We start from the raw sequence: 23,648 nt of genomic DNA, 5'->3' as shown, positions 1-23,648 counted from the left end.
TTAGTAGCCAGAGTCGTATAACAATTAGGGTGAAGGATTACACAAAATAGGGGGAGAAGCATGAGCAACCAACGAAACAAGGGGACCGCTAAAGGAAGAGGTGGGATGAAAAACTGGATATTTATAGTGGTGACGGTTATCATTGTTGCGGGAATTGGTGCCACTGCTTTCGGTGTCATGAAGGATAAAGATCCAATGGCTCGTTATTTGACATCGGAGCAGAATACAATCGAAAAACAGATGACATTTCTGGAAAGCCAATCCGAACAAATGGAAGAATTGGAAGAGAAAATGACCGAAAGTGCTTACCATAGCTCTTCTACGGTGACAGCAGATTTTAATGTCGAGGAAGGGGCTCAGTCATTCGGTACCATGCTCCCAATGATTAAAGGGATGGTTTCGTCTGCTAAATTAGAGACAGAGCATATGATGGATCCTGGTTCTAAAGAGACGTTCATGGCGTTAGACTTGCTGTTCCAAGGTCAGAGCCTGGGAAATGCAGAATTTTACCAGAACGAAAGTCAAGCAGCTTTAAAAGTTCCCTTTCTCTATGAAGACTATTTCACCTTGCCAAACGATCAACTAGGTGAATTTTTGCGTAAGCACGGGGAAGAGGCGGCCGGTATGGAAGAACTGCCGAACCTGGCGGAATACCAATCTGCCACTTTGACAACTGATGAATTGGATGAGATTGCGAAAGACTATACGACAACATTGCTCAAAGAACTGGACAAAGATCAATTCGAAATGGAAAACGGGGTACGTTATGAAAACGAAAAGTATGACAAAGTAACCCTGAACCTTTCGGAGCAAGAATCAAAAGATCTTATAAAAGTATTGTTAAATAAATTGAAAGATGATGAGCGTATTTGGAATTTGGTTGATGCACAAATGAAATTGAATATGGCTGCAGGGGATGTCGAGGATGGGAAATCTGCTGTGGAAGACTTAGAAAAAGAAGTAGATAATATTCAAATGCCAGATGGTTTCAAGCTGGAAGCCTATCTTGACGGGGATTTAGTTGCTTACCGGGATATCAATTTTACGTTAAGTCATGCAGAAGCAGAGGAATCAGCAGCTATCTCATTCCATACGAATTATGAGGAAAAGGATGAAGCTTATACCTCTAAGGTAGCAATGGAAGTTGTACCATCCAGTGAAGATGGAATATTCTCCTTCCGTCTGGATGAAAACGGAGAAAAATCCGGAGAAGCGCTTCATGTGGATCATGATATTTCCTTTTCGATGGAAGAGGAAGGCCAGCCCTCTACTATAGGAGTGACGCTTTCTTCTGTTCTGGAAGGGGCAAGCAGCGAAACAACTTTTGATATAATAATGGAAGGCGCCGCTTTTGCCGGTGGTCTCGTTCCTGAACTGAGTGGGTATATCAATACAACTGCTGAATTAGATGGGGAGAAGGCGAATCAAAACCTGGATGTCGGGATAGATTTCGCTATGGAGGACCCAATGACAGGTCCTGTCAGTGGTATGGTCGAATTTAATATTACTACCGATACAGAATTCACGGATACGTTAGATTTTCCTGACCTTGCAGAAACCGGAACAGTGAATGTAATGGAAACAAGTGATCAGGAAATGGAATCAATTATGCAGGAAATAGAAATGAACCTGCAAAAATATTATATGGATATGTTCGGTAACTTTGGAGGGCTGGGAGCCTTTTAAAGAGTGAAGGAGGAACGGTCGTGCAAAGCATCTCGCTTTTTTTGCTAGAAATCAGAGCGGCTGCCAGACGGCCGCTCCTTCTTTTTTTGTGTGTATTTGCACCGTATTTATTTTTAGGATTGTTAGGCTATGGAATAGCAGGGTTCCTGAATGGAGAGAACGAGCCGATTAAGGTTGCTGTAGTTGATGAGGACCAGACCTTTGAAACGAAGTCCCTGATCAACCAGCTGCAGGAAGACGAGACATTAAACGATCAATTACGGTTTATACCGGGAGAAATGAATGAAGTAACAAAAGGGATCCGTAACGGGGAATGGACAGGGGCCGTAATCATTCCAGCAGGGTTCACTGCTGATTTAAGAAACGGTACTAACACTCCAATGGAAGTATGGCTTAATGACAAACAACCGTTAGAGTCAGGTGTTGTGGAGTTATTACTGGACAGTGCAGCAAGTTACATATCTGCCGCACAAAGTGGCGTCAATGCTGTTTATGAATCAGTAATAAAACCTATGGAAAATTCGGAAGAGCGGCAACAATTGATGCAGCAGGTCATCATTACTTTTACATTGGAGGCGCTAGATCGGAATGGTCTGTTTGTGACGGAAAACATAGAGCGAGGAGCATCCATTGGGTGGAAGAATCATGCTGCCATAGCTGCCTGGATGATGGGTTCGTGGGTGGCGCTTAGCTTATTCATTGCTTCCCGACAGTCGTTGCTGCACGGTGGTGTGAGGGATCGGCTGCAAACGATGGATATAGGAAGAGGACGTATTTATCTTGTCCATGCCGTCTTGTTCTTTATTTTTACTTTAATTGGGAATGAGATATTTTTCTTCAGTTATGGTTTCTACGTCGAAGAAGCACTGCAATCCTCTCAGTTGCTGCTTTTGTTTCATGCACTGGTACAAGCGGCTCTGGCAGCTTTTTTCCTTGCTGTTACCAGAAGCAAAGTGGAAGCTGCTTTATGGTATGCTGTCTTATCGCTTCCTTTACTCTTGGCAAGCGGAGTGTTAATTCCACGCAGTTATTTGCCTGAGTGGCTGAGTCATGCGCAGGCTGTATTACCTTGGCCCCATATCTATCAGGGGCTGCAGGAGACATCCCCATTTTTCTTGCTTGTTCCCACTGGGTGGGGACTGACACTGGTCCTTACAGGATGGCTTATTATTCGGAAGGTGGAGAAGCGCCATGGGTACCCAGCTTAGACTGCAATTTATCCGGTTCATGCAACGTTGGAGAAGCCTGTTATTTCTGGTTTTCTTTCCATTCGTGTGTGTTGTTGGAGTTTATCCGTTTCTTTCTGCGACTCTATCGGGGAGTCAAATTCCAGTAGGGTGGGTGGATAAGGATAATACGCAGTTTTCTTCACTCGTCTATGAGCGGCTTGGAGAAAATGAACGCCTTAACCTGAAAAAACTCGATTTGGAGGAAGCAAAAAGGCTGGTACAGATCGGAGAGTTAGAGGCAGCTTTCCTTATGAATGCTGGTTTTGAAGAACAATTGAGAACCGGGGAAACTGAGGAGACAATCCGTTGGCTTCGCTCTGAAGATTCCGCTTTCGACGCTTTTGCAAAAGAAAAGGTCGCTTCAGAAGCGACCCGTCTCCTCCTTAACAGTAAAGCCGCTCAATTCGCTGCGGAGTATCAGGGGGATTCGGTTTGGGGAGAAACGTTTACACAAGCGGATAGTTATTGGCAGCCAAAGCCACTTTTTCAAATGGATTTCCATTGGGTCAGCGGGCTTGAGAAGGAGAAAGAAACAATTCCATTGGCGGTGCAGGGAGTGTTCTCCATCTTACTTGTATATCTCATGGGAGCAGCTGCTTATCTTTACTTACCACTGTTCCATGATCGACGCACAGGTTTATTGACGCGGATGAAGCTGACTAGTGGCCATGTCTATTCTTACTACGCTGTTTTGTTCCTGTTGTCGTTTAGCATATTACTTGGTGTTACTTTTTTAGTGCTTACACTGGTTACTTTCGTATTTCAAATTTCCTGGACTTTGCTGCTTCCATCGCTGCTGAAACTTTCAGGCGTCATCAGTATTGTCCATGCATGCTGGCTGGTCCTGGCAATACTCGTTAAAAATCACAGAGTATTTATCAGCATCACTGCTGCTATCATTGTGGTTTCCTTTCTTTTAGGAGGTATACCTTTAGAAAGTTTGGATAGTGTTTTTTTGGAAAAATGGCTGCCGCACGGATGGCTGTTCCATCAAATTTGGCTGGAGGGACTCGTATGATCCGATCAGAAGCGATTACTAAAAGTTATAAAAGAAAACCGATTCTTCATGATCTGACCTTTCATATTAAACCTGGGGAATCGCTTGGTATCATTGGCCCGAATGGAGCAGGTAAAACAACGTTATTGAAAGTGCTCGCTACGATTGAAAAGCCGACAAGCGGAACGTTGCTTTTTGAAGATTACCCTTACAGGAATCAGGTGAAAAACATTCGAAAACGCATAGGTTATATCTCCCAGGAAATCGCTTTGTTCGAAGGGTTGAAAGTGAAGGAGCAAATCAATTCCTGGCGTAAACTCAGTTCATCAGCAATCGATGATACTTACCTAAATAATATGCTGGAAGTATTACGACTGGATGAGGTGATGAACCAACGGACAGAGGATTTATCAGGAGGATGGAAGCGAAAACTTCATTTATGTATTGGGTTATTGCACAAGCCGGAAATTTGTCTATTAGACGAGCCTACGGCTGGAATAGATATCGCCGCCAAAGTTGAAATCATTGATTGGCTAAAAAAGTTGAATGAATCTGGGGTAACACTCGTTTATATCAGTCATGACTGGTATGAGCTTACCAGGCTGAGTAAACGACTGTTATTGATGGATAAAGGGGAGCTTGTTTTTGATGGAGGGATGAAGGACTTGCTTAAATTTCCCGCCAACGACTATAGTGGGGAGCTGGCAAATATCGTCCGTGCCGGTAAGGAAACATTGGACCATAATTAAGAGCCTGCTTGTGTGCAGGCTCTTTTTTTGGTATTAAAATGTTGGCAGGTTATCGAGATTGTTGGTTGGGTCTCCGTCTGCATCACTTCTTAGATGTTTGTCTCCATCTTTCCCACGAAAGGTGTTAACATGCTCGATCTCCCCACTATCTGCCATCTGCTGGGCCTGCTTATAATCGACAACCTGGCCGGAAGACAGCTTCAGTTCTATGATATCCCCATCACCATTTTTTCTTACTGCCACTACTTGTTCAGCCATATAGATCGCCTCCTTAATCCTAGTTTGTACTCTTTTATGAATTTTATTAGGTTTAAGCTATATGGATTTGCTCGATACAATCAATTAATTGTTGCAAATAATAAGCAGTTAGGGAAACCTGTAAACGGGTAAAACTAGACAAAGGAATCCATTTTTCAGTAAGCTATATTATGACTAAAATGATTACCAGGAAAGGATAAAATTGCATGTCTAAACTTGATTTATCCCAATTTGAAAAAAAACTGGCGGTCAGGAATCTCCAGGATAAAGATATCGAAGCTATATTGAATTTGCAGGCGGTCTGTTTTCCGAATATGGAACCGTGGAAGCGGGAGCATTTGGAAAGCCACCTACGTCATTTCCCGGAAGGGCAGTTCGTCGTGGAATATGACGGAGAAATTATCGGGAGCTGTTCCAGTTTGATTGTCAATTTTGATGAATATGACGATAAACATACATGGGATGATATTACCGATGAAGGGTATATCACGAATCATGATGATGAAGGCTACAATTTATATGGCATTGAGGTCATGGTCCACCCGGAATTCCGAGGGATGAAAATTGGCCGGCGCCTCTATGAAGCAAGAAAAGAACTGGCAAGACAACTTAACCTCAAAAGTATCATTATTGGCGGCAGAATCCCTAACTATCATAAATACGAACAGGAGATGTCGCCGCGGGATTATGTAGAAGAAGTATTAAATAAAAGCATCTATGACCCGGTGCTGACGTTTCAGGTAATGAACGGGTTTACTGTCATGCGAATCAATCCGAATTACTTGCCGGATGATACACAGTCTTCCAAGTACGCTACTTTAATGGAGTGGAATAATGTTGATTATCGTGCCAGAACGAAGCGTCATTTCAAGACTAGCTACCCGGTCCGGATTATGGTCATTCAGTACATGATGAAGAACATCGATTCGTTCGAAGAATTTGCGAGACAGTGTGAATACTATGTAGACGTCGCAGCGGATTTCGGTTCTGACTTTGCTGTATTCCCGGAAATTTTCACCACACAGTTGATGTCGTTTCTTGAAGAAAAAGTCCCATCACAGGCGGTTCGCAGGTTATCGGAATTTACCGAAGATTATATTGAGTTGTTCACCCATTTGGCGGTGAAATACAACGTTAATATCATCGGCGGATCACATTTTGTAGAAGAGGACGACCATATTTATAATATTTCCTATCTCTTCCGCAGAGATGGTACGATAGAAAAACAATATAAAATTCATGTCACTCCGAATGAGCGAAAGTGGTGGGGAATCCAGCCGGGAGATGCTGTAAAAGTATTCGATACGGACTGCGGTAAAATTGCCATCCAAATCTGCTATGATATCCAGTTTCCTGAACTTGCACGTTATGCTGTCGATAAAGGAGCGAATATCATCTTTGTGCCGTTCTGTACGGATGACCGTCAAGGATATTTGCGTGTCCGCTATTGTGCTCAGGCGCGTGCGGTTGAAAATCAAGTGTACACGGTCATTGCTGGGACAGTCGGCAACTTGACACAAGTAGAAAATATGGACATCCAGTATGCCCAGTCCGGGATTTTTACTCCGTCTGATTTTGAATTTGCAAGAGACGGCATTGTTGGCGAATGTAATGCCAACGTCGAAACCGTCGTTGTCGGTGATGTCGATCTTGAAATCTTAAGGCGCCAGCGTAAATCTGGAACCGTACGACAACTCCATGATCGCAGAAGGGATTTATTCGAGTTGGATTATAAATTAGACACCGTGGTGAAACCAGAACGTACGTAAAGAAAGGAAGATTCGATGTTAAAAGATCAGGTTGCCATTGTAACTGGAGCCTCACGTGGAATAGGAAGAGAAGTGGCAAGGCAGTTGGCAGAAAAGGGCGTGAAACTTGCCATTCTTGGAAGTTCCCAGAATATCCATGAGACAGCAGTAGGCTTAAAAGAAGAAGGTTATGAAAACATCCAGTCATTTGTCGCGGATGTCAGTAAAGAAAACGATATTGAACGTGTCGTTCAGGCGACAGAAAAAGCCTACGGGAAAATTGATATACTCATTAATAATGCTGGGATCGGTGCTTTTAAAAAAGTAGAAGATGTTACCGTTGAAGAATGGGAAAAAACATTTTCCATTAATGTGCAGGGTGTTTTTCTTGCAACCAAAGCCGTCCTGCCTATTATGAAAAAACATCAATTCGGCACGATTATTACCGTGGCTTCCGATGTTTCCCGTTATACAATCCCTGAAGCGGGAGCCTTATATACGTCCACTAAGTATGCGGTACAAGGATTTATGGGAGCAGTGGCACAGGAGGTCCGCGAAGAAGGCATTCGTGTCGGAACCATCAATCCCGGTATGGTCGATACGTATTTTGCGAATAGTAAACAGGGACTACCGGAAAAAGAAAAATGGCTCAAAGTGGAAGATATTGCCGAGTCGATCGTCTATATGGCAGGTGTACCAAAACATATGCTGATTGACGAATTACATTTGCATCCACTGACACAAACCTACCCTAGACCATAAGAAAAAGCAGCCCTCATAGGCTGCTTTTTTATACCTGAAGAGAAACACTTAGGCTTTCGTCATAAAGACTAAGCCAAGTTTTTTCTAATGTTAAACCATCATGACAGGTGCTGTCGATACCATCGCATGGTCGATATAGGATAGTAAATTTTCATGGGATTCCAGTACTTCTTTTTCCGTCGAGTGATAATGAAATGCGTGAAGGAAGACTTCAATTTTTTTTGATAAGAATTGGTCCTCCGTCCGTACCATCAAAATTAACAAGTCGTCCCATTGTCCCCAAAGCGTGTAATATAAAGCTTTGTCATAGTCACTGTAATGCATCGTTATTCCGCCCCTTTCTAAAGCGAAGGGTTGCTTTTATTATATCCGGGATCCTGTTCTATCTTCCTTGTTGATTGGTACTAAAAATGTCAACACTTAACGGAATGAAACGGTTTTACTGGCAGAAGATAAGGGTAATCCATTGAAAGGAGCAGATACTATGACAAGTCATAATGGAAGTAAAGGAAGCAAAAACCAAAGTTCACCCAAACGTACCGGTAAACTTCCAGGTGGAAAAATGAACGAAGAGTTCGGTAAAGAAATTGCTTCCGGCGACCAAAATAAAGGAAAAGAATACCGCTCTAAAAAAGGACCAAAAGCGAAAAAAACACATTGATCCAGCTGTTGTTACTCTGGGTTTTTCCCGAGCCCGGAGTAACCAGCTTAATTTATGGTATAATCGTTTTGATTACATCCGTGTTGGGGAGGAGCTGAGTCAGCTATGGAAATGGAAAGAACAAAACAACTATTTACAGGAATGGACAGGAAAGACCAGTTGTATTTCGCTAATGTCTGGGGAATTGCTGTGTTTGGATTATTCCTGCTATTCAGTTTCACAGTAGCCGGCACTGATACAGCCTTACGTGTCATGGTGATATTGACGGAAATATTCGGTGTTGTGACATTAGCTGCAGGGATTGCCGGGATTATTTATTTTTCTGGCGAACGGCGCTGGTTTTCCATTGCAGTTGTATCGTTTTTGAGTGTCTGGGCAATCTTTGCGATCGGTTATGAGATTGGGCTTGGTGAGCCTATGAGCAATTACTGGCTATTATTCATTACATATTATATATTACTGATTGCTTCCGTTGTATTTATAAGGCTCTCCTATTCCCGTATAGATAATGTATTAAAAGTCGTTCCGGCAGTCTTCCTGTTTATAAATGCCTTGCTGACTTTGTACATGGTCTTTTTGAATATGTGGTGGGGGCTTACAGCCTGACAGTGTAAGGTGGAGGATGTTTCCTCCACCTTTTTTTATCTCTCATTTCCTCGATTATTTTCTCTCTTTTCTTCAAATTTGTCTCTTTTATTTTCATTTTTGTCTCTCTTTTCTTCAAAAGTTCCTCTCTTCCTTTACTTGGTGTCTCCCTTATTATGTGGTGTTTCTCCTAACAATTTATTTTTTCTCTAAAGTGAATTAAATCCAACTAAAAAATCATCGGTATATTTTCCTTTTTTTATGGAAAGATAATCAACGATATCTAACCATAAGAAGGAGGAAACAGGAAATGAAAATAAAAGCAATTGCACTTGGACTTCTTGCGACTTCTGCGCTGGTTGCCTGCCAGGCTAATGATGAAGGGGCGCGAAACGATAACCTGAACGATGGAATTGAAAACACCCAGTTTGAAAGAGATGGGGAAAACATGGCGAACCGTGACAACATGAATGTCAACGATCGCGATGACAACCGCAACAATAACTATGAAGTTGCAGAACAGGCAGCAGAAACCATCGCTGATCAAGTAGAAGGCGTTAAGCGTGCTAATGTATTAACTACTCGTAATAATGCTTATGTAGCGGTTGTAATGGATGGCCAGGATGCAAAAAATAACAATGCAGACCTTGGCAACCAGATGAACAACGCGGAGGGTGTGAGAGACGACGGTGGAATGGATATTGGTCAGAACGAAGACGGTGATGTAAGTGATGAAATGAAGAAAAAAATCGCTGATATCGTAAAGAACCAAAATAATGACATTGACAACGTTTATGTATCTGCTAATGCTGATTTTGCTGATTTGACCGATAACTATGTCAATGATGTAGATAGAGGAGAGCCGGTAGAAGGCTTTTTCCGTCAATTCGGTGAAATGGTTGATCGCATCTTCCCGGATGCAGAATAATTACGGAACAGGCTGTTTCAAACAGCCTGTTTTTATATTGGGAAAAACTCTCTGTAAGTTATTTGGCATGTGGAGTCAAGTAAGCGTGCAAAATATAAACATGGGAGGTGATGGAAAGTGGCTCAAGATGTACTTTGTGAAGTAAATAACTGTGTGTATTACGTAGAAGGTAACCGATGCAGTGCATCAGAAATTTATGTGGTCAGTCATGCTGGAAAACAAGCGGAAGATCAAAAAGAAACCGATTGTAAGACATTCGAACCGAAAGCTCATTAACTAAGAAAAGCGTCCTGTTAGGGGACGCTTTTTGTATTTCACAATTAGCAGGCAATAATATTAAAGAAATGTAAAGAATGTTATTTTCAGTTGCAAATATAAGCATATGCTTATATAGTGATTTGTAGCGGAGGTGGAGCAATGGAAAGAACAATGGTAGACATTGAGCGAGCAGCAACTACGCTGAAGCTCCTCGGTGACAAAACCCGGTTGACAATTGTAGGACTTCTTATGGGAAATGAATGCTGCGTCTGTGAATTTGTCGAGATATTACAGATGAGTCAGCCAGCTATCAGCCAACACCTTAGAAAGCTTAGGGATGCAGGGCTGGTCCAGGAAGAACGCAGAGGTCACTGGATTTTTTATAAGCTGAATGAAAATAGTGAGATCTTTCCACTTGTAGTAAGTGTTCTGGAACATATCCCGGACCAAAAAGAAAAATTAGAAGCATTAGAGAAATCTGGTAAACGGATTCAATGTGATTGACAGGAGGAATAGTTTTTGGCTTCCGTATTATTAGCAACTATAATTTTCATCATTACGCTTGTCCTGGTCATCTGGCAGCCGAAAGGGCTTGGGATTGGCTGGACAGCGGTAGGAGGAGCAATTCTTGCGCTGCTCGTCGGCGTTGTGGACTTTAATGACGTCGTGACGGTAACAGGAATTGTTTGGAATGCAACCTTAGCATTTATTGCTATCATAATTATTTCTTTAATTTTAGATGAAATAGGATTTTTTGAATGGTCGGCTCTTCATATGGCGCGTATCGCTAAAGGAAACGGAATTCGGATGTTTGTATATGTCACCTTGCTCGGGGCAATTGTTGCCGCATTATTCGCGAATGACGGAGCGGCATTGATTCTGACACCAATCGTTCTTGCCATGGTGCGTAATTTGAATTTCAAGGAAACCATGATTCTGCCGTTCATTATGGCCAGTGGGTTCATCGCTGATACGACTTCTTTGCCTTTAGTAGTGAGCAACCTCGTTAATATCGTATCGGCAGACTTTTTCAATATCGGTTTCGCTGAATATGCCTCTCGTATGATTGTACCTAACTTCTTTTCCTTAGGGGCAAGTATCCTGGTATTGTATTTATTTTTCCGAAAGGATATCCCGGCTGATTACGATATGGATCAATTGAAAAAGCCGGCAGAGGCCATCAAAGACCATAAAATGTTCCGGCTTTCCTGGAGCGTATTAAGTGCCTTGCTGGTTGGTTATTTTGCCAGTGAATTCATCGGGATTCCCGTATCGATTATTGCTGGTATCGTCGCTATTTTCTTCCTGATTATGGCACGAAGAAGTCCAGCTGTGGAAACGGCAAAAGTTGTGAAAGGAGCGCCATGGGCAATTGTGTTCTTTTCCATCGGGATGTATGTGGTGGTTTATGGACTACGGAATGTTGGGTTGACCGATGTCCTGGCTAATGTCATACAGGCGACTGCGGATACTGGTCTGTTCGCAGCTACCATTTCAATGGGCTTCATTGCGGCTATCTTATCATCCATCATGAACAATATGCCGACGGTCATGATTGACGCCCTTGCGATCTCAGATACAAATACCAGTGGTACAATCAGGGAAGCATTGATTTACGCGAATGTCATCGGTTCTGACTTAGGGCCGAAAATCACACCAATTGGTTCACTTGCTACCTTATTATGGCTCCATGTGCTTTCTTTAAAAGGTGTAAAAATTTCGTGGGGCTACTATTTCAAAGTGGGGATTATTTTGACTGTCCCAACCCTTTTCATTACGTTAATCGGTTTATATCTATGGCTATTATTAATATAAATCTTGTTAAAAAAGGAGAATCATTATGTCTAAAAAGCCAGTCATTTATTTCCTATGTACAGGAAACTCTTGCCGCAGCCAAATGGCGGACGGTTTCGGAAAGAAGTACCTGGGTGATCAGTATAAAGTATTATCAGCAGGGATCGAAGCCCATGGTTTGAATCCGAATGCAGTGAAAGCAATGAAGGAAGTTGATATCGATATCAGCGATCATACCTCTGATATTATTGATAACGATATCCTGAACAATGCCGCTTATGCTATTACCTTGTGTGGGGATGCAAATGATAAGTGTCCCATGACTCCACCGCATGTGACACGTTATCACTGGGGATTTGATGACCCAGCTAAAGCTGAAGGCACCGAAGAGGAGAAATGGGCGGTCTTCCAACGGGTCCGTGATGAAATCGAGGCACGCATCAAACGTTTTGCCGAAGAAGGAGAATAAACAAAGCTGGATCCGGGGTGCTTTTTTGAACTTTCGCGGGACATGGGAGCAAGCTAATTTTTTTAAGGGGAAAAGCTTAACATGTTTTGAAAATATCCAGCTTGGTTAATAGTTATAATGGAACCACAACAAGCAGTTCAGTAAAAGTGCACAGTTTTTGGGTATACTATCAACTAACCAAGCAATTGTTTAGGAGGAATAACGAATGGCACATAAAGCGATCATTTTAGGAACTGGGCCTTCCGGGTTGACGGCTGCTGTCTACCTGGCTCGTGCGAATATGAAACCATTGGTCATCGAAGGACCGGAACCAGGCGGACAATTGACATTGACGACAGAAGTAGAAAACTATCCCGGCTTCCCGGATGGCATCATGGGACCGGAACTGATGGATAATATGAAAAAACAAGCCCAGCGTTTTGGAGCAACTTTCGAGCGTGGCTGGGTGACAGATGTGGATACATCAGAACGTCCATTCAAGCTTTCTGTAGACGGACTTGGCGAACTGGAAGCTGAGACCGTAATTGTCTCCACCGGGGCTTCAGCAAAAATGCTCGGCATTCCAGGAGAAAAAGAGAATATGGGGAAAGGTGTCAGTACATGTGCTACGTGTGACGGCTTCTTTTTCCGGGATAAAAAAGTATTGATTGTCGGCGGCGGGGATTCTGCAATGGAAGAATCCAATTTTCTGACGAAGTTCGCAAGTGAAGTGAATGTCGTGCACCGTCGTCATGAACTCCGCGCTTCTAAAATCATGCAGGATCGGGCGAAAAACAATGAAAAAATCACATGGAGTCTGAACAAGACACCAGTGGAGGTTATCTCTGATGGTATGAAAGTGTCCGGCCTTAAAGTGAAGGATAATGATACCGGACAAGAGGAAGTTATTGAAGCGGACGGCATTTTCATTGCAATTGGGCATAATCCGAACACGGAATTTTTGAAAGGGCAAGTCGATACCGATGAAAGCGGCTATATCCAGGTGACCCCAGGTACGACAAACACAAATATTCCTGGTCTGTTCGCCTGTGGAGATGTGCAGGACAACAAATACCGCCAGGCGGTTACAGCTGCAGGTACAGGTTGTATGGCAGCTATGGATGCCGAGAAGTATCTGGAAGGCGAAGTGACCATCGACTGGAGTCAAAACTTATCTTCTTAAAATAAACCGGCCAGCGCTTAAGCTGGTCGGTTTTATATTTCAGTTGCAATTATTTCTTTAGGGTTTCATCCATACGCATGGCTGTCAGAAGTCCGGCCAGTAAAGGCATTAAAGCTACCAGACCGATCGACCAGCTCACCCCTAACATATCCGCAATGAGTCCTGCTAATAATGCTCCAAAGGCATAGCCGCTATCCCGCCAAAAACGGTAAACACCCATCGAAGTAGCACGCCAGTCTGGGTGTGCGACATCACTGATCGAAGCCATAATCGTTGGATAAACCATAGCTGTTCCGATTCCTAATAATAAAGCGCCAGTAAGCCACATTGAATAGCTGTTGACCAGTAAAATCAGCCACAGGGACAAGGCCTGCAGCCACATGCCAGATGTTATCAGCCACTTTCGTCCAATGCGGTCACTAAGCACGCCCGTGAATAACTGGAAGAATCCCCAGGCTGCTGGATAAACAGCGACTACCGTCCCAATTTGACCGACAGACAAACCACCAGCAGAGAAGAATATCGGAAACAGCCCCCAAGCCATTCCGTCTTTTAAATTGGTAGTCAGACCGGCAAAACTGCCGCTCGCCAGGTTTTTATTTTTCCATGTAGTCCGGTTGAATACTTCTTTTGTGGAGAGATTTTCCGCCAGTTGTTGTGTTTCATTTTTAGCCTGGGCTTTTACGTGTTTATCTGTATTTTTTACAAAGAGCGATAAAATGAAACCGATAATGACGATAGCAATTCCAATATAAAAAGGTTCCGGACTTAACGAATAGGTGGAAGCTACATAACCTGAAATTACTGCCATCAACGCCACACCGATATAACCCGCGAACTCGTTGAAACCAACAGCTAATCCGCGCTGGGTCGGCTTGGCAAGGTCTACCTTCATATTAACCGTCATCGACCATGTTAATGCCTGGTTAATTCCCAGAAGCACATTGGCAAAAACGATGACCCACCAGGCTTGCGCAAAAATGACAAGCAAGGGAACGGATAAACCAATAGCCCATCCGAGAAGAAGGACGTGCTTTCTGCCTATTCGATCGGCAAGGTCCCCTGCGAAGAAGTTTACGATTGCTTTTGAAAAACCGAAACTAATTATAAATGAAAGAGCAGCACTTGTAGATGCCAGGCCAAACTGTTCTTCGCCAATGATGGGCAGAATCGTTCGCTCTAACCCAACCATGGACCCGACAAACAGGTTGATAACAACTAATAGCGAGAATTGGAGGATGTTTTCTTTTACACCCACCTGTATCTTATTTAAGGAGTTATCCATATTTATCACCTCTCGAAAACGAAATCTGATAGTCCTCATCAGGGGTTTAAGAATTCATTTATTTGCAAACTCATTGGAATCCCTAGCCTTAATGAAATTGTCTTTCCTGAAATTGGTTCCACTCATGGATCCCTGCTTCCAATCGGGATGCATGGTACCCTTTTGATCGAAGAAGCTCAACGGCTTCGGTAGCGTAAACGCAATAAGGACCACGACAATAAGCGACTACCTCTTTGCCCTTTGGAATTTTTTTAAAGTGCTCATTCAATTCATCGATAGGAATGGAGATAGCTCCCTCCAGGTGCCCGCTAAGGTACTCTGCTTTGGGTCTGACATCGATGAGCACATAGTTATCTTCTTCTTTACGATTCTCCCACTCTTCCAGCTCCATTGTTTCTAAAGAATCGTCTCTGACGATAAATTCTTCCCGCAGGATGTTTATATCAGCAATTTGCTCTTCCGCGATGGATTTAATGGTAAATAACAAATCCACAACCTTAGGATTGGCTAATTGATAAATCACAAAGTTTTTTTCTTTATGGTAACGAACCAGCCGGGCATCCAATAGCGCCTGTAAATGTTTAGATGTATTAGCGGTAGACATTTTTGTTTCCCTGGACAGTGTCTCAACGGACTTCGGTGACTGCGACAGCAAATCCAACAATTCTATTCGTTTCGGACTGGACAAGACCTTGCCAATGCGCGTGAATTCACTATATATCGTATCTTTAAAAGCTCTTGCGTCCATCAATTTCACCTCTCATTAACTATTCAACTAATTAGTTGAATATTAGCATGATATAATATTTTTCGTAAACAGGAAAGAATTTATTCTTTTTCTGGCATCTTTCATCAACTATACGGGCTCCTCATACATTAGAAGTAATACCATATAAGGGGGAGAACTAATTGAAATCTGAGGAGCAACAGTTACTGCATAGAGCGATAAGTGAAATAACTGAAATCGCAGAGGGTTTCGGGCTCGACTTCTACCCGATGCGTTATGAAATTTGTCCAGCGGATATCATTTATACATTTGGTGCTTACGGTATGCCGACGCGCTTTTCCCATTGGAGCTTTGGGAAACAATATCACAAAATGAAACTTCAGTATGATTTAGGGTTAAGTAAAATTTATGAGTTAGTCATCAACTCCAACCCTTGTTATGCATTTTTGCTGAATTCCAACAGTCTGATTCAAAATAAATTGATTGTTGCTCATGTATTGGCACACTGTGATTTTTTCAAAAATAATGTTCGTTTCCAGAACACGAACCGTGATATGGTGGAAAGTATGTCAGCAACAGCCGAACGTATATCAGCATATGAAAAGAAATATGGTAAGAAAGAAGTGGAAGATTTTCTAAATGCAATACTGGCTATCCAGGAACATATCGATCCATCCTTGGTGCGGCCCAAATTAGAGTGGACCTGGCGGGATGTGGAAGAAATGGAAGAGGACGATGAACCAGCATCAAAGCCGACACCTTATGATGATTTATGGAAGCTCAGTGAATCATCAGACAAAAGCATAAAGCCTGAGAGAAGAAAAAAAAGAAAATTACCACCTAGACCAGAGAAAGATATCTTGCTGTTCATCGAGCAGTACAGCAGGGAATTGGAGCCGTGGCAGCGCGATGTGCTGACAATGATGAGGCAGGAAATGTTATATTTCTGGCCACAGCTCGAAACGAAGATCATGAATGAAGGCTGGGCTTCTTACTGGCACGCTCGAATCCTGCGGGAAATGGATCTCACCAGCAGTGAAGCGGTTGAGTTTGCAAAATTGAATGCAGGCGTCGTACAGCCATCACGAACACAAATCAACCCATATTATTTAGGATTGAAAATCTTTGAAGATATTGAAGAACGCTATGACAATCCGACGGAAGAGATGAAAAAGCGCGGAGTCGAGCCTGGATCAGGGCGCGAAAAGATGTTTGAAGTTCGTGAAATCGAGTCAGATATCTCTTTCATCCGAAATTATCTCACCAAAGATTTGTGCCGAAACGAGGATTTGTATCTGTTCCAAAAGCAGGGAAAGGACTATAAGATTTCCGATAAAGATTATGAAGCTGTCCGCGACCAGCTGGTAACCATGCGTGTAAACGGCGGATTCCCATATATCACGGTCAATGACGGCGATTTCTTGAAAAACGGGGAACTATATCTGAAGCATCATTATGAAGATGTCGAGCTTGATCTTGAATATTTGGAACGGACCCTGCCATACATTTATCAGCTATGGGGGCGTCCAGTCCACATGGAAACGGTAGTCGAAAAGAAAGAAGTACTGTTCAGTTACAGTGGCAAAAAGGTACAGAAGAAGTTTTTATAACAGGCACTCAGCCCCTAGCGGACTATTTCGCTAAGGGGTTGTTTTTTTATACGAAGGGTGGATGCTAAAGCCCTGGCGGAATCCTGTTTCCTGGGTTTTTGTATTGGAGAGTATTGAGGTATACTAATTCCATATCAAAAAGGAGGGAGAGCGTTGATTTATAAAAACATAGCAGCTATTGCCGCTGGTGGTGCAATTGGAGCAATATTCAGATATTTGATTAATCTCGAGTTATTATCAACCGGTCTCCCTACAGGCACGGTTATTGAAAATCTTACTGGAAGTCTGATGCTGGGGGTGGCTACGGGCTGGATGCTGCATAGCAACACACGAGAGTGGATAAATAAAGGGCTTGGGGTAGGTTTTTGCGGAGGGTTTACGACGATGTCGACATTAGCTAGTGACTCGTTCGTTCTCGGCAGTCAATTCTCTTTTATGGCTTCCGTCATTTATCTTACAGTTTCTTTATTCGGAGGCGTACTGCTTGCTTTTGGAGGGCTTATACTGGGAACACAATGGAGTGAAAGGTATAGGAAGGTGAGGGAATCATGAATATGTTTGCAGTTGCTATTGGAGGCGCCCTTGGCGCAATGGCAAGATACCTGTTTGGCCTCCTTATCATGAACCGGTTCCCGCATCCCCGTGTCCCAGTAGCCATGTTGTTTGTCAATGTGATAGGCTCTTTTGGCCTTGGCTTGTTTTTTGGTCTTATTTATGGAGAAATTCCTGCAGATGCATATGATGATACGTGGTTTCTAGTGACAGGAATAGGCTTTTTTGGCGCCTTCACCACTTTTTCAACTTTTTCTGTTGAAACAGTAGAGCTTGTGCGGAAGGGGAGCTATAAAAAAGTCTGGATTTATGTATCTCTTTCCTTAATCGGCAGTTTGCTCACTTTTATCACTGGTTTACATATAGGAGAACTTTTATAAACCTGAACTTTGCAACGATATATCCTGGCGATCTTATAGAAATTTTTCTTGCTAAGAAATGGATTGTTGCTTATTCTATAGGGTATGGATAATAGTCATTAGATTAAAAGACGAAAGCTGTGAGATGTAATTAAACTAAAACATCATAAAATGAAAAGTCTTGATCGAATACATCGGTTCACCTCTGTCCAATAGATTGTTTTATATTATCTATCAGCAGTATTCATTGCTACAATTTTGCTTAGCCTGCCATTTGTCCATCGTCCTGAGGTCGATGTGACTTTTATTAATACACTGTTTACTGCCGTCAGTGCCATTAGTGTTACCGGACTTACGGTTGTTTCTACTGCAGATACGTTCAGTGTACCAGGGTACATTGTGTTGATGTTCATCCTTCAGTTCGGAGGAATTGGTATCATGACACTGGGCACTTTCATTTGGCTTCTTTTTGGTAAGCGGATCGGATTGCGGGAAAGACAATTGATTATGACGGATCAGAACCAATCTACTCTTTCTGGGCTTGTTCAACTGATGAAACAAATACTTGGACTTATCCTTGTCATTGAGTTTATCGGTTTTTTGATTTTGGGTACCTATTTCTTGCAATATTTTCCCACCTGGCAGGAGGCTTATTATCAAGGGGCGTTTGCTGCTGTCAGTGCTACAACGAACGCAGGTTTTGATATTACAGGAAGCTCGCTTGTCCCGTTTGCCGATGACTATTTTGTGCAATTTTTAAATATAGTATTATTGATTTTTGGAGCTATTGGCTTTCCTGTTTTAATTGAACTGAAAGAATTCTTAACGTATAAGGGAGATAACTATCGTTTTTCTCTTTACACCAAATTGACTACATCGACATTTTTCCTGTTGGTAGCTTTAGGTATGATTTTTATATTAATCTTTGAACAAGGCAATTTCCTGGCCGGAAAAGAGTGGCATGAAAGCTTCTTTTATGCTTTATTTCAATCAGTCACTACACGCAATGGCGGACTAGCTACAATGGATGTCAGTGAGTTTGCTACTGGAACTTTACTAGGTATAGCAATGCTGATGTTTATTGGGGCTTCTCCCAGCAGTGTCGGCGGCGGTATACGTACTACTACGTTTGCGATTGCAGTATTGAGCCTTTATGTTTTTGCGCGTGGAAAGACAACCATCAAGATTTTTGACCGGGAAATTCACCATCAAGATATTATTCGATCTTATATTGTGATCATGACTGCATCGTTGATTTGTGCATTTGCAGTGATTACTATGGCGACGATTGAGGATGCATTCACTTTGACAGAAATCATATTTGAAGTTTCTTCCGCTTTTGGAACTACTGGTTTATCGATGGGCATCACACCAGAGCTAAGTACAGGAGGCAAAATTGTCATCATTGTAATCATGTTTATAGGCAGGATTGGAATATTCTCTTTGTTATTCATTATCAGAGGCAGAGAAATCAAAGAACATTATCACTATCCTACTGAACGAGTTATCATCGGTTAATTTAAATGCATATCTTTTAAAGGAATCAAAAAAGAACAGGTGGAAGGGTTCCACCTGTTCTTTTTCTTAATTACTATTAGTCAGTGATTTCGATTGAGTTAAGACCGCCTACGCGTGGTTTGTCAGCTGCTTCATCTTGTACATTACTTTCAGCAAGACCAAGACCGAATATAGCAGCCAATCCCAAAACTAGAACCAATTTTGTAGCTTTTTTCAAGTTAAACTCCTCCTCCAAAATTAATTTTTTTTGTAGCATGTAGTGTCTTTTGATAGTACATACTTGATTGTTTATAATTACCCTCCTGGAAGTGATGATCTCCAAGAGTTTTGTAAACATCTATTAGCACAGAATAATTATTCGATTTCTCATAACATTCAATTGCTGAGAACAACTTAGAAAGGTATTCATCATCTTTTGTGAATTTCAAAATAAATTCAACGAAATAAATGATATAGTTAGATTCAAACATTTCCTTTTTAGAAACAATAGCAAATAAGTTTTCTGCTCGTAGATCTTGATTTGTTTTTAAATAAATATCCATTAATGTGTTATAAGTTTCCCATATAGAACTGCTTTCTTCTTCAATATCAATGTTTATGGATTTTTCTAAAAAATCAACAGCATTTTTAAAGTCTTCAAGTTGTTTGTAAACAAGACCTTTATTATAGTAGATATCTGCAAGTAAATGGTTGTACTCGTATTTTTGAGCTGTCAATTCAGCTTGTTTAAGGTATTGTAGAGCTTCTTCGTATTGTTCAATATATAAGTGTTGAACTCCTAATAGATTATTTGTTTTGCATAAGAGAGTTTCATATTTCTTGGTATATTCGAACATAAACTTAGCTTTTAACCCGAATTGAATTGCTTTACTATGTAAGTTCAATTCACCATATAACAAAGCAATGTTATAAATGACTGCAGCTTTCATAGCTCCCTGCTCTACAGAATCAACAAACATTTCCATATAATAGGTGCTTTCTTTGATCATGTTCTCTGAAAAAGTCTTGAGTGCCATCATATAGTTGAAGCTTTCTCTTACCAGCTTTGGATAAGAGCGCAGTTCGGTTTCATCAATATAGTTGATGATGTACCCTTCATAAAGATCAATGGCATTTTTCGTATCATTGATTTTGTAGTAATAAGCGCATTTCAAGCAGAGATAGGTGGCTTCGAGACTGATCGGTGACAGGTATTCGAAGTAGTTTTCTTCAATGACTTCAATAACTTCTCTCGCCTTATCCGGGTGAAGCACTATGTTGGAGAGCAGGAGACGCAGAATATATTCCGCATCCTCATCCCGTTGTTCGTAATTCGTCAGAAACCCCGGGTGTACTTCGAATTTTCGTTCTAATGCTTGCAACACATGCGGCCTGGGAGGGTAGTTGCCTTCCTCAATTTTAGCCAGATAGCTGGAAGAAGTAATAGTGTCTGCTGTTTGCTTTAAGGTTAGCTTCCGATTGTTTCTCATGATTTGAATGCGATTACCAATGTGCATAATCAGACCCCATCGTGTTTTTTATTCAAAAGACTCAGAATATCGAGTCTTAATTATTTTCATATTATACCAAAACAGGAAAAAAGGAAATATTCCTTACGGTTTTTGTGAGAAAACTATCATGAAAAACAGGTGAAAAGACCTACTTGTTAAATCTTTTTTCTTATAACCCGCCAATTATTTACATCTTTTAGAAGGTGTATATATCTATTAACCGTTAAAAAGAAACATGGGTAAAAAGTTATCCTTTTCAAAAATTCTGAATATGCTATAATGGTTGAACAAATCTGAAGAAGTAAGGAGCGATCTTGATGAAACAGCCTTGGAGAATACAACATGCAGGTCAACATGGTCATTATCGTTCCTTTATTTACAGGAGAGCATAGGCATATCCAGCCGTGCTCTTTTTTTGTATGCCAGGAAGTTCTGCTGCATGTTTGGCCCAGGAGAATAGGAGGAAATGGTATGAGGTACCAGCGCGTTTTAGTTAAGATCAGTGGCGGTGCGTTAGGTGGAAATAATAATGAAAACTTTGACCATGATCGTTTAAACCATATAGCCAATGAGATATTATCACTTATAGATGCAGGGATCGAGGTAGCAATAGTAGTCGGCGGAGGAAACATTTTCAGAGGCCGGACGGCGGAAGCCTGGGGGATCGACCGGGTAGAAGCGGATAATATCGGGACGATGGGAACGGTCATCAACAGTTTGATGCTCCGGGGTGTCTTGAAAAGTAAAACCAATCAGGAAGTCAGAGTAATGACGTCCGTACCGATTGCTGCAGTTGCTGAACCTTATATTCGCCTGAAAGCTATGCATCACCTGGCGAAAGGTTATTTGATCATTTGTGCAGGAGGAAATGGCCAGCCGTTTGTGACGACAGACTATCCAGCTGTCCAGCGTGCTGTGGAACTGAATTGTGATGCCATCCTGGTAGCAAAGCAAGGGGTAGACGGAGTCTTTACAGCTGACCCTAATAAAAATCGCAATGCGAAAATGTATACGAACTTGAATTATGATGATATATTACTTAAAAACATTCAGGTGATGGACCAAACCGCATTACTGTTAGCAAGGGACCATCAGTTACCCGTGCATATATTCAATTTTGACCACCCGGGTATTATGAAGGAATTATGTGCAGGCACAGATGTCGGAACGATTGTCTCTAATCACCCTTCCACCCTGAAAGAAGATGCATAGGAAATTCTATAAAATCTGTGCGAATTGGGAGACTATAATATAAGATACGCTTTAAAAGTAAAGGAGAGAGAGTACATGGCAATCAAGCCAATCATTTTATCAGGGAAAGAATTTGTGAATCAAGATGAACTGAGCTATCCCTTTGAGGAAAGAGGACTGCAGTTTGGCGATGGCGTTTATGAGGTGATCCGTGTTTATGGTGGCAGCTACTACCTGCTGAATGAACATGTTGATCGGTTATTCCGCTCAGCAGAGGCAATTAAAATTGCTCTTCCATTTTCAAAAAACGAGCTGAAAGAATTACTGGATCAACTGTTAGAAAAAAACATGGTAGATAAGGATGCGAAAGTGTATCTGCAAGTTACTCGGGGTTCAGCGGCCAGGGATCACGCTTTTCCATTAGATGTGGCAGCTAACTTTTATGCTTACGCGCAAGAGCTGCCCAGAAACCTTGCAGGAATGTGGACCGGCGGATCTGTCATTTCTCATAAAGATCTTCGTTGGGACTGGTGTTATATCAAAAGTTTGAATCTGCTCCCTAATGTGCTTGCCAAACAGGAAGCAAAAGAGGATGGGTGTGTAGAGGCGATTCTGCATAAGGACGGTTTGGTTACAGAAGGAAGCTCTTCGAATGCCTATCTCGTACGTGATGGAAAAGTTTATACCCATCCGGCAAAAGAAAATATTCTCCATGGTTGTGTACGAATGCGCGTAGAACAATTTTGCCGTGATTTAAATATTCCGTTCGTTGAAGATGCATTCCGTGTGGAAGATATCCAATATGCTGACGAGATGTTCATCTCCAGCAGTACGGCAGAAATTACACCAATCATTGAGTTTGACGGTAAGAAAATCGGAAACGGTGTACCTGGTGAGATTACGCGAAAGCTGCAGTATGCCTATGAACAAGATGCAGGAATTCCCATGGCGAATTCACTATTTGAAAGTGTGGAAAGACAAAACGCCTAGTATTAGCAATATAAAAAAAGTCATTAAATAAGCAGAGGCGGCCAAACTATCATTGGCCGCCTTTTTTGCATTTTAAGAAAGATTAATCATGTGAAAGGATTAAAGTATAAGTACTTTCGCCGTAAGCGCTTGGCGACAGGCTATGGTTTCTCCTGTACAATGAAAGAGCAGCACATATAAAGGAGGAAATGATGATGAAGAAACTTCAGTTGGATTTAACTCCATTGCAGTATCAAAAGCTTGTAGAAACCTTGTTTTTAAGTGGCTGGATGATCAACACTACAAGAGAAGAATTGGATGAAGAATTTGAAGCGCTTCGTGATCATGTGTTCCAGTATTATAAGGAAGCTGGGATGGAAGGGTTGATTGAAGAGAACGAGGAAATCGATTGTAAAGACTTAAATGTAGATTATGAGTCCAGACTGCTCTCCCGTTACATTGAAAATTATGATGAGCAAGTATTTTGGGAAAAGCTCGCGGAAAAACTGGCAGACCGCGAACTAGTCAAAACAGAAGGACCGGTTGCTGTACCCCTGAATGAGGGACAGATATTAAGGAAGCTATCCTTGGAAGAAGAGATAGAAGAAGATCTGAAAATGAATGGGCTTCAACGTGTAAAATGGGAGCGCGAATAAATTAT

At 41.8% G+C, this 23,648-nt stretch carries 27 protein-coding genes; 21 read left to right on the top strand and 6 right to left on the bottom strand.

From position 1 onward, the window contains the following. The first annotated feature begins 60 nt into the window (after nucleotides 1-60). The 4 genes from ACGTNI_RS13385 to ACGTNI_RS13370 are packed head-to-tail and all read left to right on the top strand — an operon-like array spanning nucleotide 61 to nucleotide 4,661. The gene (locus ACGTNI_RS13385; protein ID WP_394463203.1) at nucleotides 61-1,686 is read left to right on the top strand and encodes a hypothetical protein; all 1,626 of its coding nucleotides are present in this window, start codon (nucleotides 61-63) and stop codon (nucleotides 1,684-1,686) included. 20 nt (nucleotides 1,687-1,706) lie between these two features. Beyond that, nucleotides 1,707-2,894: an ABC transporter permease gene (locus ACGTNI_RS13380; RefSeq protein WP_394463201.1), complete on the top strand. Its 1,188-nt coding sequence runs from the start codon at nucleotides 1,707-1,709 to the stop codon at nucleotides 2,892-2,894. After that, on the top strand, nucleotides 2,878-3,933 hold the full coding sequence (locus tag ACGTNI_RS13375) for an ABC transporter permease (protein ID WP_394463199.1): 1,056 nt from the start codon (nucleotides 2,878-2,880) through the stop codon (nucleotides 3,931-3,933). Before ACGTNI_RS13380 ends, ACGTNI_RS13375 begins: the two co-directional genes overlap by 17 nt. Beyond that, nucleotides 3,930-4,661 carry an ABC transporter ATP-binding protein gene (locus ACGTNI_RS13370; protein ID WP_394463196.1) on the top strand — a complete coding sequence of 244 codons (732 nt, stop codon included), beginning with the start codon at nucleotides 3,930-3,932 and terminating at the stop codon, nucleotides 4,659-4,661. The genes ACGTNI_RS13375 and ACGTNI_RS13370 overlap by 4 nt, the downstream gene beginning before the upstream one ends. A 33-nt stretch (nucleotides 4,662-4,694) precedes the next feature. Here the strand turns inward: ACGTNI_RS13370 and ACGTNI_RS13365 are convergent, their stop codons facing one another. Next, nucleotides 4,695-4,919, bottom strand: coding sequence for a DUF3892 domain-containing protein (locus ACGTNI_RS13365; protein WP_085506817.1), 225 nt, complete (start codon nucleotides 4,917-4,919; stop codon nucleotides 4,695-4,697). A 206-nt stretch (nucleotides 4,920-5,125) separates the two neighbouring features. Here ACGTNI_RS13365 and ACGTNI_RS13360 point away from each other — a divergent pair, with 206 nt between their 5' ends. Further along, complete coding sequence (locus tag ACGTNI_RS13360) at nucleotides 5,126-6,688, top strand: GNAT family N-acetyltransferase (RefSeq protein ID WP_394463194.1); 1,563 nt, start codon at nucleotides 5,126-5,128, stop codon at nucleotides 6,686-6,688. 15 nt (nucleotides 6,689-6,703) lie between these two features. Next, a complete protein-coding gene (locus tag ACGTNI_RS13355; RefSeq protein ID WP_394463192.1) occupies nucleotides 6,704-7,429 on the top strand; it encodes an SDR family oxidoreductase in 726 nt (241 codons plus the stop codon). A gap of 90 nt (nucleotides 7,430-7,519) precedes the next feature. Here ACGTNI_RS13355 and ACGTNI_RS13350 read toward each other — a convergent pair whose 3' ends face one another. Then, nucleotides 7,520-7,753 carry a YhdB family protein gene (locus ACGTNI_RS13350; RefSeq protein WP_062444000.1) on the bottom strand — a complete coding sequence of 78 codons (234 nt, stop codon included), beginning with the start codon at nucleotides 7,751-7,753 and terminating at the stop codon, nucleotides 7,520-7,522. A 160-nt stretch (nucleotides 7,754-7,913) separates the two neighbouring features. On the opposite strand from ACGTNI_RS13350, the gene ACGTNI_RS13345 reads away from it, so the two are divergent. From ACGTNI_RS13345 to trxB, 8 genes are all read left to right on the top strand, one after another. After that, nucleotides 7,914-8,090 carry a hypothetical protein gene (locus ACGTNI_RS13345; protein WP_062444003.1) on the top strand — a complete coding sequence of 59 codons (177 nt, stop codon included), beginning with the start codon at nucleotides 7,914-7,916 and terminating at the stop codon, nucleotides 8,088-8,090. A 105-nt stretch (nucleotides 8,091-8,195) separates the two neighbouring features. Beyond that, nucleotides 8,196-8,696: a hypothetical protein gene (locus tag ACGTNI_RS13340; protein WP_394463189.1), complete on the top strand. Its 501-nt coding sequence runs from the start codon at nucleotides 8,196-8,198 to the stop codon at nucleotides 8,694-8,696. 289 nt (nucleotides 8,697-8,985) lie between these two features. After that, nucleotides 8,986-9,603: a YhcN/YlaJ family sporulation lipoprotein gene (locus ACGTNI_RS13335; RefSeq protein ID WP_394463187.1), complete on the top strand. Its 618-nt coding sequence runs from the start codon at nucleotides 8,986-8,988 to the stop codon at nucleotides 9,601-9,603. Between the two features lie 117 nt (nucleotides 9,604-9,720). Continuing rightward, nucleotides 9,721-9,879, top strand: a complete 159-nt coding sequence (locus tag ACGTNI_RS13330; RefSeq protein ID WP_394463185.1) for a DUF1540 domain-containing protein — start codon at nucleotides 9,721-9,723, stop codon at nucleotides 9,877-9,879. A 141-nt stretch (nucleotides 9,880-10,020) separates the two neighbouring features. Next, nucleotides 10,021-10,365: an ArsR/SmtB family transcription factor gene (locus ACGTNI_RS13325; protein ID WP_394463183.1), complete on the top strand. Its 345-nt coding sequence runs from the start codon at nucleotides 10,021-10,023 to the stop codon at nucleotides 10,363-10,365. Nucleotides 10,366-10,380: 15 nt separating this feature from the next. After that, the gene (locus ACGTNI_RS13320) at nucleotides 10,381-11,676 is read left to right on the top strand and encodes an arsenic transporter (RefSeq protein ID WP_394463180.1); all 1,296 of its coding nucleotides are present in this window, start codon (nucleotides 10,381-10,383) and stop codon (nucleotides 11,674-11,676) included. A gap of 25 nt (nucleotides 11,677-11,701) precedes the next feature. Beyond that, nucleotides 11,702-12,124 carry an arsenate reductase (thioredoxin) gene (gene arsC, locus ACGTNI_RS13315; protein WP_394463178.1) on the top strand — a complete coding sequence of 141 codons (423 nt, stop codon included), beginning with the start codon at nucleotides 11,702-11,704 and terminating at the stop codon, nucleotides 12,122-12,124. 205 nt (nucleotides 12,125-12,329) lie between these two features. Beyond that, nucleotides 12,330-13,286 carry a thioredoxin-disulfide reductase gene (gene trxB, locus ACGTNI_RS13310; protein WP_394463176.1) on the top strand — a complete coding sequence of 319 codons (957 nt, stop codon included), beginning with the start codon at nucleotides 12,330-12,332 and terminating at the stop codon, nucleotides 13,284-13,286. 49 nt (nucleotides 13,287-13,335) lie between these two features. Here trxB and ACGTNI_RS13305 read toward each other — a convergent pair whose 3' ends face one another. Beyond that, nucleotides 13,336-14,571 (bottom strand): MFS transporter, encoded by a 1,236-nt coding sequence (locus tag ACGTNI_RS13305; RefSeq protein ID WP_394463174.1) that lies wholly within the window; start codon nucleotides 14,569-14,571, stop codon nucleotides 13,336-13,338. Between the two features lie 88 nt (nucleotides 14,572-14,659). Continuing rightward, complete coding sequence (locus ACGTNI_RS13300; RefSeq protein ID WP_394463172.1) at nucleotides 14,660-15,319, bottom strand: metalloregulator ArsR/SmtB family transcription factor; 660 nt, start codon at nucleotides 15,317-15,319, stop codon at nucleotides 14,660-14,662. A gap of 161 nt (nucleotides 15,320-15,480) precedes the next feature. On the opposite strand from ACGTNI_RS13300, the gene ACGTNI_RS13295 reads away from it, so the two are divergent. From ACGTNI_RS13295 to ACGTNI_RS13280, 4 genes are all read left to right on the top strand, one after another. Further along, a complete protein-coding gene (locus ACGTNI_RS13295; protein ID WP_394463170.1) occupies nucleotides 15,481-16,908 on the top strand; it encodes a SpoVR family protein in 1,428 nt (475 codons plus the stop codon). 153 nt (nucleotides 16,909-17,061) lie between these two features. After that, nucleotides 17,062-17,460, top strand: a complete 399-nt coding sequence (locus tag ACGTNI_RS13290) for a fluoride efflux transporter FluC (RefSeq protein ID WP_394463167.1) — start codon at nucleotides 17,062-17,064, stop codon at nucleotides 17,458-17,460. After that, entirely contained in the window at nucleotides 17,457-17,840 is a 384-nt protein-coding gene (crcB, locus tag ACGTNI_RS13285) for a fluoride efflux transporter CrcB (protein WP_394463165.1), read from the top strand. Before ACGTNI_RS13290 ends, crcB begins: the two co-directional genes overlap by 4 nt. A gap of 195 nt (nucleotides 17,841-18,035) precedes the next feature. Next, nucleotides 18,036-19,337, top strand: a complete 1,302-nt coding sequence (locus ACGTNI_RS13280) for a TrkH family potassium uptake protein (RefSeq protein WP_394463269.1) — start codon at nucleotides 18,036-18,038, stop codon at nucleotides 19,335-19,337. A 76-nt stretch (nucleotides 19,338-19,413) separates the two neighbouring features. Here the strand turns inward: ACGTNI_RS13280 and ACGTNI_RS13275 are convergent, their stop codons facing one another. After that, on the bottom strand, nucleotides 19,414-19,554 hold the full coding sequence (locus tag ACGTNI_RS13275; protein ID WP_394463163.1) for a hypothetical protein: 141 nt from the start codon (nucleotides 19,552-19,554) through the stop codon (nucleotides 19,414-19,416). Between the two features lies 1 nt (nucleotide 19,555). Beyond that, nucleotides 19,556-20,833 carry a tetratricopeptide repeat protein gene (locus ACGTNI_RS13270; RefSeq protein WP_394463161.1) on the bottom strand — a complete coding sequence of 426 codons (1,278 nt, stop codon included), beginning with the start codon at nucleotides 20,831-20,833 and terminating at the stop codon, nucleotides 19,556-19,558. A 465-nt stretch (nucleotides 20,834-21,298) separates the two neighbouring features. Here ACGTNI_RS13270 and pyrH point away from each other — a divergent pair, with 465 nt between their 5' ends. From pyrH to ACGTNI_RS13255, 3 genes are all read left to right on the top strand, one after another. Further along, on the top strand, nucleotides 21,299-22,039 hold the full coding sequence (gene pyrH / locus ACGTNI_RS13265) for a UMP kinase (protein WP_394463159.1): 741 nt from the start codon (nucleotides 21,299-21,301) through the stop codon (nucleotides 22,037-22,039). Between the two features lie 75 nt (nucleotides 22,040-22,114). Then, entirely contained in the window at nucleotides 22,115-23,008 is an 894-nt protein-coding gene (gene dat / locus ACGTNI_RS13260) for a D-amino-acid transaminase (protein ID WP_394463157.1), read from the top strand. 194 nt (nucleotides 23,009-23,202) lie between these two features. Further along, a complete protein-coding gene (locus ACGTNI_RS13255) occupies nucleotides 23,203-23,643 on the top strand; it encodes a hypothetical protein (protein ID WP_085506836.1) in 441 nt (146 codons plus the stop codon). Nucleotides 23,644-23,648: the final 5 nt, after the last annotated feature.

It is taken from the genome of Thalassobacillus sp. B23F22_16, assembly GCF_043496955.1.
GTDB classification, from domain to species: Bacteria; Bacillota; Bacilli; order Bacillales; family Halobacillaceae; genus Thalassobacillus; species Thalassobacillus devorans_A.
This window is presented reverse-complemented; position numbering and strand designations above follow the sequence as displayed.